The following is an 11701-nucleotide window of genomic DNA, read 5'->3' on the forward strand; positions in this document are numbered from 1 at the left end:
CCCCCTATGTCACGATTGGCGACGGTCATCACCGAACGTCATCATCTCTGTACTCGTCCTCAGGGAGCGGCATGCCCCGGCTGATCCACACCCTCGCGGCACTGGCGGCGCTCGGGCTCGCGGCGGGCTGCTCGTCCGGGCCCGACGCCGACGAGGCGTCCGTCGCCGGTGCCGCCTCCAAGAAACCCGCCCGCCCGGCCGGCTCCCCCTTCTGGGTCGACCCGGACAGCCCCGCCGCCGCCCAGAGCCGGCAGTGGCAGCGGGAGGGGCGGACCCAGGACGCCGCGCTGCTGCGCCGGATCGCCGACCAGCCGGCGGCGCTGTGGCCGGCCGGCGAGATCGACCCGGCGCCGCTGGTCCGGAAGGCCACCCGGGCGGCGGCCAAGGCGGGGAAGACGGCCCTGCTCGTCGCCTACAACATCCCGCACCGCGACTGCGGCCAGCACTCCGCGGGCGGCGCGGCGGACGCCGAGACCTACCGGCAGTGGATCGGGAGGTTCGCCGACGCCGTGGGCGACGCCAAGGCCCTGGTCGTCCTGGAGCCCGACGCGGTCGCGCACATCGTCGACGGCTGCACGCCCGGCGAACTGCACGCCGAACGGGAGCGGCTGCTGGGTGAGGCGATCGAGCGGCTGAAACGGCAGCCGAACACCAAGGTCTACCTGGACGCGGGCAACCCCGCCTGGATCAAGGAACCCTGGAAACTGGTCGAGCCGCTGAAGCGGGCCGGGATCGCGCACGCCGACGGCTTCGCCCTCAACGTCTCCAACTTCCAGACCGACGAGGTCGCCAAGACCTACGGGCGGGCCCTCGCCAAGGACCTCGGCGGCAAGCACTTCGTCGTCGACAGCAGCCGCAACGGCAACGGTCCCCTGCCCGGCGCCTGGTGCAACCCGCCGGGCCGGGCGCTCGGCACCCGGCCGACGACCGACACCGGCGAGCCCCTCCTCGACGCCTACCTGTGGATCAAGCGGCCCGGCGAGTCGGACGGGACCTGCGAGGGCGGGCCGGACGCCGGGCAGTGGTGGCCGGAGTACGCCCTGGAGCTGGCGCGCAACTCCAGGGCGTGAGGGACTCCGGGAGCGGGCTCCCCTCCCCTCGCTTCCCCTCGCTTCACTTCACGTGGATCCACTTCGCCTTCGACGGTGTGCCCTGCGCGTCCGTGACGAACAGCATGTACCAGCCGGGCGGGACCAGGGTGCGGTCGCGCGGGATGTCGAACGTCACCGCCTTGCCCTTCTTGGTCACCCCGAGTTCGATGGACCGCTGCTCGACGTCCGTCGTGTGCGTCACCGCGCTGGGCCGCATCAGCCGGGCCTTGACGACGCGTTCGGGGTGCTCGGTCCGGAACGTCACGCGGTGGTCGCCGTCCGGCTCCCGGGGGCCGTCCTGGAGCACGGGGCGCTGGGCGGCGTTGCGGTGCAGGGCCGGCGGGGTGAACACCTCCATGCGCTGCTCGAAGTGGCCGAGCTTGGTGTTCTGCTGGTCGTCGAAGAGCGGGTCGGAGCCGAAGGTGGCGACCCGGCCGTCGGGCAGCAGCAGCGCCTCGGAGTGGTAGTTGCGGCCCACCGTCGGCGCGGCGGCCTCCCGGAAGGCGTTGGTCTTCGGGTCGTAGAACTGCGCCTTGAGGATGTTGCTGGCGCTGCGCCCGCGGTAGTCCCTGGAGCCGTTGGAGGTGAACACCGTGTCGTCCGGCATGATCACGCTGTTCAGGTAGCGCGTGCCCTGCGGCAGGTCGGGGCCGTCCTTGAAGACCGGGCTGTCCTCCTTCAGGTCGACGACGGCCGTGCGCGGGGTCGACTTGCGGGACTCCCCGACGCCTCCGCCGCCCAGGATCATCACCTTCTGGTCCTGCGCCGGCGGCAGGAGGACGGACGCGGAGGTCTCGGTCTGGTCCAGGTCCGTCAGGCCCGGCACCTTCCGGAAGGTGTTCGTCTTCAGGTCCCACAGCCCCGGTTCGCGGCCCTGGTCGGCGGGGCCGTACCCGGCGTTGGAGGCCGGGTAGAACAGCTTGCCGCCCTTGGTGAGGAACAGGGCCGGGTACGTCGGGAAGTACCGCTTGGGGCCGGGTGACCACTTCTTCGTCTTCGGGTCGTAGATCTCGTTGTCACCCGGGTCGATCACGCCGACGTCGTCCAGGCCGGAGACGGCGAGGATCCGCCCGTCCTCCAGGCCGACGAGGGTCGGGTACCAGCGGGCCTTGTCCATCGGTTCGACGGGGACGTACCTCTCGGCGACCGGGTCGAACTCGTAGGCGGCGCGGATGCCCTGGAAGTCCTGCTTCTCCAGGGTGATCTTCTCGGAGAGGCCGTAGGTGTTGGCGGCGTCCCTGCCCTCCAGGCCGACGATCTCGTACTGGGCCTGGCGTTCGGTGACCGACAGCGGTCCCTTCTCCACGGCTTCGACGAAGACCCGCACCTCGCTGGCGGTGACCTGGGTCCGCCAGGGCCGCATCGCGCCGCGCTCGTCGTACGTGACGTCGAAGGAGCGCTTGGCCTTCGGGACGGTGACGTCGAACTTCGAGACGTACTCGACTCCGGCCGGGGAGCGGAAGCGGGTGCCCTTGGGCAGGAACACGGGCTTGTCGGGGTTCTCGTTCTTCACCCGCATGCCGCCGCCGGCCCGCTCCACCTCACCGTCGAGCAGCTCGTAGCGGGCGGTGCCGCCGGCGACCAGGAGGCGGCCGTCGGGGAGCTGGGCGTGGCCGGCGCAGAAGAAGTCGTCCGGGGTGGGGATCTTCTTGAAGGTGTTCTTCTCCGGGTCCCACAGGACGGTGTCGAACTCGCCCTTGTCGAACTTCTTCTGCTCGTTCCCGGAGCCCGCGACGATCAGCACCTTGCCGGTGTGCAGCAGGGCCGCGTGGATGGCGTTGGTGCGGTACTCCTCCGGGATGTCGACCTGGTTCCAGGAGCCGTACTTCGCCTTGTACGCGGGCCGGGAGATCTTGTACGCGTGGTACTGATCGCCCGCGAAGTCGAGGGCGGCCGGGGCGTTGAGGCCGGCCAGGACGGCTATGCCTCCGATGCCCAGGACGGTCTTCTTGGTCTTCTGCGAGGGCGTGTAGGGCATGGCCTAGTTGCCTCCTGTCGTGCTGCCGGAGACCGAAGGGGTGGCGACGGACGGAGTGGCGACGGACGGGGTGGCCGTGGACGGGGTGGCCGCTCCCGAGGCGGCGGGCACCGCCTGCCGTTCCCCGAACCGGCCGCGCTCCCAGTGCCGCCTCAGCAGCGGGGCGGCCCACACGGCGACCGGTGCCAGGGAGATCGCCGTGGCGAGGACCGCCCAGGTGCGCATCGCCGCGTGGGTGTGGTCGAGGACGGCCGAGGCGGCCAGGGAGGTGACCAGGAGGGCCGCCCACGACAGGTGGATACGGAAGGTCAGGAGCCGGTCGGGGCTGGCGTCGCCGCCCTTGGGGGTGACCACGAAACGGCTGGGGCGGCGCAGGAGCGCCTCCGTGAAGGACTTGAGGTAGATCGGCGCGGAGAGCGCCGACATCGCCATGCCGGCCAGGCCGCCGGAGCCCTGCGGTTCGTGCGGGGAGACGTTGTGGCGGCGGTTCCAGAGGTAGAGCCCGATCTGGAGGGCGGCGGCGTCGCTGTAGAGCATCAGCCAGACGGAGGCGGCGACCTCGGTGCCGGAGGCGCCGAACCAGAGGAAGAGGAAGCAGCTGAGGATGCCGAGGAACCAGTTGACGGCCGTCATGGGGTAGTAGACGAGCATCAGGGTGTAGGAGAGGAGGCGGCCCGGACGCATCCGGAAGGGTGCCTTCCAGTACTGCTTGAGGAGGGTCTCGTAGGTGCCCCTGGACCAGCGCATCTGCTGGGTGAAGAAGTCGGTCCAGGAGGCCGGTCCCTCGCCCACCGCGAGCACGTCCGGGGTGTAGACGGACTCCCAGTGGCGGCCGGTGCGGGGGTTGCGGTGGCGGTGGATCTCGAAGCCGGTGGCCATGTCCTCGGTGATGGAGTCGTACAGGCCGCCGATCTGCTTGACGGCCTCGATGCGTACGACGTTGTTGGTGCCGACGAACATGGGGGCGCGGTAGCGGTTGCCGGCGCGCTGGATGAGCGCGTGGAAGAGGAACTGCTGGGACTCGGCGGCCTTGGTGACGGGGTTGTGGTAGTTGCCGTACACCTGGGGGCCGACGACGAAGGCGACGTCCGGGTCGCGGAAGTAGCCCATCATCCGCTCCAGGAAGCCGGGGAGCGGAACGTGGTCGGTGTCGACGGAGGCGAAGAAGTCGTAGGCGTCGCCGTGCATGGCGATCCAGGCGTTGTAGTTGCCGTGCTTGGTGCGGGCCTTGTGGACGCCGGTGTCGCGGTTCCACTCGGGGACGCCGCGGCGGGTGAAGTGCCGGACGCCGAGCTCCTCGCACAGGGCCTTGGCCTGGTCGTCGTCGCCCTCGTCGAGGAGCCAGACGTCGAGGGGGCCGGTGTGGTGGATGCGGGTCGCGCCCTCCAGGGTGGCGCGGACCATCGAGAGGGGCTCCTTGCCCGGGACGTACGTGGTGAGGAAGGCGACGCGGGTGCCGGGTTCGGGGACGACGGGGACGGGGTCGCGGGCGACCATCGTGGCGTGGGCGACGGAGGCGACGTTGACCACCATGAACAGCTCGATCAGGCCGATCGCTATGAGCATGGTGACGTCGAGAACGGTCAGCCAGCGGTCGGCGCCCTCGCGTTCGACCCAGTGCGTCGGCCAGACGAGGTAGACGAGCAGGGCGCCGGTGAGCAGCGGCGCCAGGCTCATCAGGAGGACGGCTCGTATTCGGTGCGGCTCGCGCGCGAGGAGTGAGGTGTACTGCACCCGGTACGCCTGGCCGGACGGCTCCGTGAGGGGCCCGGCGAGGCGGCTGTGGGTTTCGTAGTCGTAGCCCTCCGGCCGCACAGCGCCCTCCAGTTGTTTGGGAAGTGATCTGGAGTGATCTACCCATACAAAAAGGGAGATTTGGGGGCGTGTCGAACTGGGAGGGGCCAGGCGGGTGGGGTAGGGGCGGGGTGTCTCCGGCGGTGGGCGGGGGTGCCCGCGGCGCGTGTGCGGGTTCGGCGAGGGTGCGCGCAGCGCCTTCTCGGCAGGGGTGAGCCGGGCCGCGCGGCCCACCCCCGACGGCCGCTTTGGCGCCGGGCGACCGGTGACCGGTCGCCCGGCGGGCGGCTACCCGGCCAGGTGCCGCTCCACCGTCTCCACCTTGGACGTCAGTCCGTCCGTCACGCCGGGACGGATGTCGGCCTTGAGGACCAGGGACACCCGCGGCGCCCGCGCCTCGACGGCGGCCACCGCGCGCCTGACGACGTCCATGACCTCGTCCCACTCACCCTCGACGGACGTGAACATCGCGTCGGTGCGGTTCGGCAGCCCGGACTCGCGGACCACGCGGACGGCGTCGGCGACGTACTCCCCCACGTCCTCGCCGACGCCCAGCGGCGTCACGGAGAAGGCGACGATCATGCGTTGACGATCCCTTCCTTGCGGGCGCGGGAGGCGATGACCGCGTTCTCGGCCTCGCGGCGCAGCTTGCGGTCGGCGAAGAACCCGCCGGTGGGCAGGACGGACAGGACGAAGTAGAGGGCGGCGGTCTTCAGGGGCCATTTGGCCCGGTTCCACGCGTCGGCCCAGAAGATCACGTACAGGATGAAGAGGACGCCGTGGATCATGCCCATCGCGGGGACGGCGTTGAAGTCCGTGGTCCGCTTCAGCACCGAGCAGACCAGCAGCAGGAGGAAGGAGATCGCCTCGGGGGCCGAGACCAGACGGAGGCGGCGGAGGGCGGTGGCGGTCTTGAGGTCCACGGGTCACCTTCGGTGGGAGACGGTCTGAAACTGTCGCACGGTTTGTGAACGCACGCACAAGCGTCGGTCCATTGTGGCAAACCGCCGCGCGGTGCCCGACCCCGGGCCCCGGAGGGAACCGGTCCGGGGGGATCCGGGGGGACGGCCAGGGTCCGTCTCCCCCTGGGGGACCTGTCGGCGGACCCGTCCGGCGGATACCGTCGCAACGTGGCGATGTTCCGACTTCAGAGCAGCAAGGTGCTCGCCGTCGACATGACCGGGGACGCCGTGAAGGCGAAGAACGGCTCGATGGTCGCGTACGACGGCGAGATGGCCTTCAAGAAGCTCAGCGGCGGCGGTGAGGGCATCCGGGGGATGGTCACCCGGCGGCTCACGGGCGAGCAGATGACGATGATGGAGGCGAAGGGGCACGGGACCTGCTGGTTCGCGGACCGCGCCTCGGAGATCAGCCTCGTGAGCCTCCAGGGGGACAAGCTGTACGTCGAGTCGAGCAACCTGCTGGCCGCGGACGCCGGGCTGCGGACGGGGACCAGCTTCACGGGGACGCGCGGCGCCTCGCAGGGCAACGGGCTGTTCACGACGACCGTCGAGGGGCACGGGCAGGCGGCGATCATGTCGGACGGCCCGGCGGTGGTGCTCCGGGTGAGCCCGCAGTACCCCCTGCTGGTCGATCCGGGGGCCTATGTGGCGCACCAGGGGAATGTGCGGCAGTCCTTCCAGTCCGGGGTGACGTTCCGCACCTTCCTGGGGGAGGGCGGCGGGGAGGCCTTCCAGATCCGCTTCGAGGGGGACGGGCTGGTCTACGTCCAGCCGAGCGAGCGGAACACGATCGCGGGAGACGTGTGAGATGACCTTCCGGGAGATCAACGCGAAGATGGTCGAGGCGACCGTGACGCCCGGGCAGCGGCTGTTCAGCCAGCGCGGCGCGATGCTCGCCTATCGGGGGGAGGTGTCCTTCACACCCAGCACGGCCGGCGGCCAGGGCGGGATCATGTCGATGATCGGGCGCCGGGTCGCCGACGAGGACACCCCGCTGATGACCGTCGAGGGCAGCGGCACGGTGCTGTTCGGGCACGGCGGCCACCACGTGCAGGTCATCCGCCTGTCCGGGGACACGCTGTACGTCGAGGCCGACCGGCTGCTGGCCTTCGAGGGCACCCTGGAGCAGCGGACGGTGTTCCTGGGCGCGCAGGGCGGCGTGATGGGCATGGTGCGGGGCCAGGTCAGCGGGCAGGGGCTGTTCACGACCGCGCTGCGGGGGCACGGAGCGGTGGCGGTGATGGCCCACGGGGGCGTGTTCGAGATCCCGATCACCCCGCAGCGGCCGGTGCACGTGGACCCGCAGGCGTACGTCGCCCACCACGGCGACGTACGCAACAGGCTGTCCACGGCGCTGGGCTGGCGCGACATGGTGGGCCGCGGTTCCGGGGAAGGGTTCCAGCTGGAGCTGAGCGGCAGCGGCGCGGTGTACGTCCAGGCCTCCGAGGAGAAGCTGTGAGCATGTACGGGACGGCGGGCGGCCCGGTGGTGTACGACCCGGCGACGCTGCCGGGCGACGACAACGTGAACGCGTACACCTTCTGCGTGGAGCTCAAGGGGAGCCAGTGGTTCCTGCAGAAGGGGAAGATGATCGCCTACTACGGGTCGATCGACTTCAACGGGATCGGGCACGGCCGGCTGGACCGCCTGGTCCGTACGTCGTTCCATTCGCCTCTGCACGCGAGCGACTGGGTCGTGGCCCAGGGCGCGGGCAAGATGCTCCTCGCCGACCGGGCCTTCGACGTGAACTCGTACGACCTGGACGACGGCAATCTGACCATTCGCGCGGGCAACCTGCTCGCTTTTCAGCCAAGTCTCGCCCTCAAGCAGTCGATCGTGCCGGGCTTTCTGACCCTGATCGGAACCGGAAAGTTCGTGGCCGCGTCCAACGGCCCGGTGGTGTTCATGGAACCCCCGCTCCGGGTGGACCCGCAGGCACTGGTCGGCTGGGCCGACTGCCCCTCGCCGTGCCACCACTACGACCACGGGTACATGACCGGCGTACTGGGCGGTCTACGTGCGCTGACGGGCCTGGGCGGGACCTCCGGAGAGGAGCACCAGTTCGAGTTCGTGGGCGCGGGGACGGTGCTGCTGCAGTCGTCGGAGACGCTGATGGCGGAGCAGGCCACCGGGGCGGTTCCGCACGACGCGGGCGTGCCCGGCGGCGGGGCGCACGGCGCCGGAGGACAGCAGTCGGGGGCACCACGTCTTCCCGGACAGCTGGGCGACCTCCAGCGCCGCTTCGGGCTGTGAGCGGTAACCTGCGGAGTGTGACGTCGAACGCGTGCGCGCCGTCACGGGAAACCTCTCACTAGTTCGCTTTTCAACTTCTTAGGTAGACTTCATTCATGGAGACCGAGACGGCCACCCGCTGGCTGACCGATGCGGAGCAGTGTGCTTGGCGCACCCACCTGGAAGTCAACAAGCTGTTGACGTACCAGCTCGAAAAGGACCTGCAGCCGTTCGGCCTGACGATGAACGACTACGAGATCCTGGTGAACCTCTCCGAGTCGGAGGGCGTGCGGATGCGGATGAGCGACCTCGCCTCCGCCACCCTCCAGTCCAAGAGCCGCCTCTCCCACCAGATCACGCGCATGGAGAACGCGAACCTGGTACGGCGGGAGAACTGCGAGTCCGACCGCCGCGGGCTCTACGCGGTCCTCACCGAGCACGGCCTGGAGACCATGAAGAAGGTGGCGCCGCACCACGTGGCGTCGGTGCGCCGGCACTTCATCGACCTGCTCTCCCCCGAAGCCCTCATCGAGCTCGACAAGGCCCTCAAACCCATCGCGGAGCACCTGCGGGGCCAGCGCGGCCGGCCCTGAGCGGTGCGGCCCTAAACACTCGGCAGGCGGAGCTCGAACAGGGCTCCGCCCGCCGGTGCGTCGCGCACCGTGAGCGTGCCGCCGTGCCGTACGGCGACGTCCCGGGCGATGGCGAGCCCCAGTCCCGCCCCGCCGTCGTCGCGGCTGCGGGCGGCGTCCAGCCGCACGAACCGCTCGAAGACGCGCTCCCGGTCCCCCGCGGGCACCCCGTCCCCGTCGTCGGCGACACCGACCACGGCCGCCGTCCCCTCCCTGCGCACGGACACCTCGACCACCGACCGGGCATGCCGCTGCGCGTTGTCGAGCAGATTGGCGAGCACCCGCTCCAGCTGCCCCCGCGACCCGGCCACCGCCACGCCCTCCTGCGCCCGCACGGTCACCCCGGACCTGCCCTCCGCCGCCTCCCGCGCCAGCGCGGCGAGGTCCACCCGCCCGTCGGCGGGCCGCTCCCCCGCGTCCAGCCGGGCGAGCAGCAGCAGGTCGGCGGCGAGCCGCTGGAGCCGTACGGTGTCCTCGACGGCGCCGCCGAGGTCGAGCAGTTCCGGGTGGGCGGCGCCCACCTCCAGCTGGGTCCGCAGGCTGGCGATCGGGCTGCGCAGCTCGTGCGAGGCGTCGGCGACGAACCGCCGCTGCCGCTCCACGGACGTCTCCAGCGCGGCCAGCGTCTCGTTGGTCGTGGTCGCGAGCCGGGCGACCTCGTCGTGGGTGTCCGGCACCGGGACGCGCCGCGCCAGGTCCTCGGAGGCGGTGATGGCGGCCATCTCGCGCCGGATGCCCTCGACCGGGCGCAGCGCCCGCCCGGTGACCAGCCAGGTCACGCCCGCGACGACCGCGAGCAGCAGCGGGAAGCCGATCAGCATGGCGGTCAGCGCGCTGCCCACGGCACTGTGCTCGGCGGACAGCGGGGCACCGGCGTAGACGGTGAGCGTGCCCCGGTCCGGGGTCTCGACGGGCAGCGCGGCGAACCGGTAGTCCTCCGTCTCCCCGTCGATCGTCGCGAACCCGTCGCTGTAGGCGGGCCGCTCCCCGATCTCACCGGGCTCCAGCTCCCCCTCCTCGCCCTCGTCCTCAGGGGCGCCCGCACCCGCCTGCGGCCGGACCGCGCCGGTGCCGGTCCCCCCGATCCGCTCCAGGTCCTCGCTGACGGCGACCAGCCTGCCGTCCTCGTCCACGACCTGCACGGGCCGGTCCTCGGCGTCCAGCGGCAGCTCGTCGTAGGCCCTGCCGACGGCGAGCTCGGTGGCCACCGCCCGTGCCGAGCGCTCCGCCTGGGTGCCGGCCTCGCCGTGCAGGTTCGTCCGCAGGGACAGCAGGACGGCGGCCCCGGCCGCGACGAGCGCGACGGCCACCACGAGGGTGGCGCCGAGCGTCGCCCGGGCCCGCACCGAACCGAACAGCCGCCTCACGACGACTCCTCCAGCCGGTACCCGGCCCCGCGCACGGTCCGGATGAGCCCGGCCCGCAGCTTGCGCCGCAGCGCGCTGACGTACACCTCGACGATGTTGGGATCGCCCTCGTACGCGAAGTCCCACACGTGTTCGAGGATCTCCCCCTTGGACACCACCTCGCCCGCCCGCGTCACGAGCTGCTCCAGCACGGCGAACTCCTTGGCGGTGAGCGCCACTTCCCTCTCCTCCAGGAAGACCCGGCGGGCCGCGGTGTCGACCTTCAGCTCCCCGCAGACCCACACGGACGAGGCCCCGGCCGCCTGCCCGCGCCGCCGCAGCAGCGCCTTGACCCGGGCGACGAGAACGACGTACGAGAACGGCTTGGTCAGGTAGTCGTCCGCACCCGTGTCGAGCCCCTCCGCCTCGTCGTACTCGCCGTCCTTCGCGGTGAGCATCAGGATCGGCACCTCGTGCCCGGCGGCGCGCAGGGCGGCGCAGACGCGGTAGCCGTTGAGGCCGGGCAGCATGATGTCGAGGATCACGAGGTCGTACGTCCCCTCGGCGGCCCGGTACAGCCCCTCCCGCCCGTCGTGGACGACGTCCACGGCGTACCCCTCGGCCGTCAGTCCCCGGGCGAGCGACAGGGCCAGCCGCTTCTCGTCCTCGACGATCAGGAGGCGACAGGGGCGGCGCGGAGCGCCTCCGGCAGGGTGGTGGCGGGTGACGGATGGGCGCATGGGTCAAGGGTCGCAAAGCCAACCTGAAGATCACTTCAGGAGGCTTCAGCTTCCCCTCAGCGTCGGTCGGCGACAGTGGACGACGTCGCAAGCCGAACGAGTCGGGAGGACTCCCCATGAAGCGCAACATCGTGATCGCCGCCCTCACGGCCGCCGCACTGATCGGGGGCGGTACGGCGACGGCGCTGGCGACCACGGCCGACGACGAGGCCCCGGCGCGGCAGACGGACACGCGCGCCGCGGACGACGACGCGCACGACGACGACGCCGGCGACCGGGACGACGACACCGCGCGGGCGTCCACCGCCGAGGTGGCGGCCCCGGAGGCCATCGCCTCCGCGCTCCGGCACACCACCGGCACGGTGGTCTCCGCCGAACTGGACGACGAGGACGACGACCACGGCCACCGCACGGTCTGGGAGGTCGACGTCCTCACCTCCGACAACGTCTGGCGCAGCGTCACGGTCGACGCCGGCACCGGCAAGGTCCTCGACACCCACACCGAGGACGAGGACGACGGCACCGCCCCCGTACGGGCCGCCCTGAAGGGCGCCTCCGTGTCAGCCGCCGACGCCGCGAAGGCCGTCGCCGGCAAGGGCGGTGAGGTGACGTCGGTGGACCTGGACGAGGACGGCCGGTCCAAGGGCTGGGAAGTGGAGACGCACGGCTCCGGCCAGGACGACGAGCACGACTGGCACGTCGACCTGAGGACGGGCAAGGCCACGGCGGAACGCGACGACGACTGACGGCGTCCACGCGGTCCCGACGTTCACGGTTGCCCGGCGTCGGGGTGGGTCGCGCAGCCCGGCGCTGCCGGGTTGCCTCCCCCAAGCTCTTCGAGCAGGGGGTACCCCCAGCGCCCACCCGTGCCGCCCTGGGGGCACCTCCCAGGCCGTTCAGGCACCGGGGGAGGCACGACTGCCCGC

12 protein-coding genes are annotated in these 11701 nt (G+C 71.4%); 6 read left to right on the forward strand and 6 right to left on the reverse strand.

Translation table 11 applies throughout. The annotated features are described in order from the left end of the window. Nucleotides 1-71: 71 nt before the first annotated feature. Nucleotides 72-1070 (forward strand): glycoside hydrolase family 6 protein, encoded by a 999-nt coding sequence (locus tag ABZ340_RS24120; protein WP_358783888.1) that lies wholly within the window; start codon nt 72-74, stop codon nt 1068-1070. A gap of 43 nt (nt 1071-1113) precedes the next feature. On the opposite strand, the gene ABZ340_RS24125 is transcribed toward ABZ340_RS24120, so the two are convergent. From ABZ340_RS24125 to ABZ340_RS24140, 4 genes are all read right to left on the reverse strand, one after another. Continuing rightward, nucleotides 1114-3069 carry a kelch motif-containing protein gene (locus ABZ340_RS24125; protein ID WP_358783889.1) on the reverse strand — a complete coding sequence of 652 codons (1956 nt, stop codon included), beginning with the start codon at nt 3067-3069 and terminating at the stop codon, nt 1114-1116. 3 nt (nt 3070-3072) lie between these two features. Continuing rightward, complete coding sequence (locus ABZ340_RS24130) at nt 3073-4884, reverse strand: cellulose synthase catalytic subunit (RefSeq protein WP_358783890.1); 1812 nt, start codon at nt 4882-4884, stop codon at nt 3073-3075. A gap of 267 nt (nt 4885-5151) precedes the next feature. Continuing rightward, a complete protein-coding gene (locus ABZ340_RS24135) occupies nt 5152-5445 on the reverse strand; it encodes an MTH1187 family thiamine-binding protein (protein ID WP_030187368.1) in 294 nt (97 codons plus the stop codon). Beyond that, a complete protein-coding gene (locus ABZ340_RS24140; RefSeq protein ID WP_358783891.1) occupies nt 5442-5786 on the reverse strand; it encodes a DUF3817 domain-containing protein in 345 nt (114 codons plus the stop codon). Before ABZ340_RS24140 ends, ABZ340_RS24135 begins: the two co-directional genes overlap by 4 nt. A 213-nt stretch (nt 5787-5999) precedes the next feature. Between ABZ340_RS24140 and ABZ340_RS24145 the strand changes: the two genes are divergently transcribed. The 4 genes from ABZ340_RS24145 to ABZ340_RS24160 all read left to right on the forward strand — a co-directional run bounded on the left by ABZ340_RS24145 (nt 6000) and on the right by ABZ340_RS24160 (nt 8650). Beyond that, nucleotides 6000-6632, forward strand: a complete 633-nt coding sequence (locus ABZ340_RS24145) for an AIM24 family protein (RefSeq protein ID WP_358783924.1) — start codon at nt 6000-6002, stop codon at nt 6630-6632. A 1-nt stretch (nt 6633) separates the two neighbouring features. Continuing rightward, nucleotides 6634-7284 carry an AIM24 family protein gene (locus ABZ340_RS24150; RefSeq protein WP_358783892.1) on the forward strand — a complete coding sequence of 217 codons (651 nt, stop codon included), beginning with the start codon at nt 6634-6636 and terminating at the stop codon, nt 7282-7284. Then, complete coding sequence (locus ABZ340_RS24155) at nt 7281-8078, forward strand: AIM24 family protein (RefSeq protein WP_358783893.1); 798 nt, start codon at nt 7281-7283, stop codon at nt 8076-8078. Before ABZ340_RS24150 ends, ABZ340_RS24155 begins: the two co-directional genes overlap by 4 nt. Before the next feature lie 95 nt (nt 8079-8173). Then, on the forward strand, nt 8174-8650 hold the full coding sequence (locus ABZ340_RS24160) for a MarR family transcriptional regulator (RefSeq protein WP_358783894.1): 477 nt from the start codon (nt 8174-8176) through the stop codon (nt 8648-8650). An 11-nt stretch (nt 8651-8661) separates the two neighbouring features. Here the strand turns inward: ABZ340_RS24160 and ABZ340_RS24165 are convergent, their stop codons facing one another. Both ABZ340_RS24165 and ABZ340_RS24170 read right to left on the reverse strand, forming a co-directional pair. Continuing rightward, nucleotides 8662-10056 carry a HAMP domain-containing sensor histidine kinase gene (locus ABZ340_RS24165; protein ID WP_358783895.1) on the reverse strand — a complete coding sequence of 465 codons (1395 nt, stop codon included), beginning with the start codon at nt 10054-10056 and terminating at the stop codon, nt 8662-8664. Further along, nucleotides 10053-10775, reverse strand: a complete 723-nt coding sequence (locus ABZ340_RS24170) for a response regulator transcription factor (protein ID WP_358783896.1) — start codon at nt 10773-10775, stop codon at nt 10053-10055. The genes ABZ340_RS24165 and ABZ340_RS24170 overlap by 4 nt, the downstream gene beginning before the upstream one ends. A 116-nt stretch (nt 10776-10891) precedes the next feature. Here ABZ340_RS24170 and ABZ340_RS24175 point away from each other — a divergent pair, with 116 nt between their 5' ends. Beyond that, nucleotides 10892-11521: a PepSY domain-containing protein gene (locus tag ABZ340_RS24175; protein WP_358783897.1), complete on the forward strand. Its 630-nt coding sequence runs from the start codon at nt 10892-10894 to the stop codon at nt 11519-11521. Nucleotides 11522-11701: the final 180 nt, after the last annotated feature.

This window comes from Streptomyces sp. NPDC006134 (genome assembly GCF_040628835.1).
Taxonomy (GTDB): Bacteria; Actinomycetota; Actinomycetes; order Streptomycetales; family Streptomycetaceae; genus Streptomyces.

What these genes read in the sequence shown, in the direction of transcription:
- ABZ340_RS24170 (WP_358783896.1), bottom strand. Translation starts at nt 10,775, where the DNA reads ATGCGCCCATCCGTCACCCGCCACCACCCTGCCGGAGGCGCTCCGCGC.
- ABZ340_RS24135 (WP_030187368.1), bottom strand. Translation starts at nt 5,445, where the DNA reads ATGATCGTCGCCTTCTCCGTGACGCCGCTGGGCGTCGGCGAGGACGTG.
- ABZ340_RS24175 (WP_358783897.1), top strand. Translation starts at nt 10,892, where the DNA reads ATGAAGCGCAACATCGTGATCGCCGCCCTCACGGCCGCCGCACTGATC.
- ABZ340_RS24120 (WP_358783888.1), top strand. Translation starts at nt 72, where the DNA reads ATGCCCCGGCTGATCCACACCCTCGCGGCACTGGCGGCGCTCGGGCTC.
- ABZ340_RS24145 (WP_358783924.1), top strand. Translation starts at nt 6,000, where the DNA reads ATGTTCCGACTTCAGAGCAGCAAGGTGCTCGCCGTCGACATGACCGGG.
- ABZ340_RS24125 (WP_358783889.1), bottom strand. Translation starts at nt 3,069, where the DNA reads ATGCCCTACACGCCCTCGCAGAAGACCAAGAAGACCGTCCTGGGCATC.
- ABZ340_RS24160 (WP_358783894.1), top strand. Translation starts at nt 8,174, where the DNA reads ATGGAGACCGAGACGGCCACCCGCTGGCTGACCGATGCGGAGCAGTGT.
- ABZ340_RS24150 (WP_358783892.1), top strand. Translation starts at nt 6,634, where the DNA reads ATGACCTTCCGGGAGATCAACGCGAAGATGGTCGAGGCGACCGTGACG.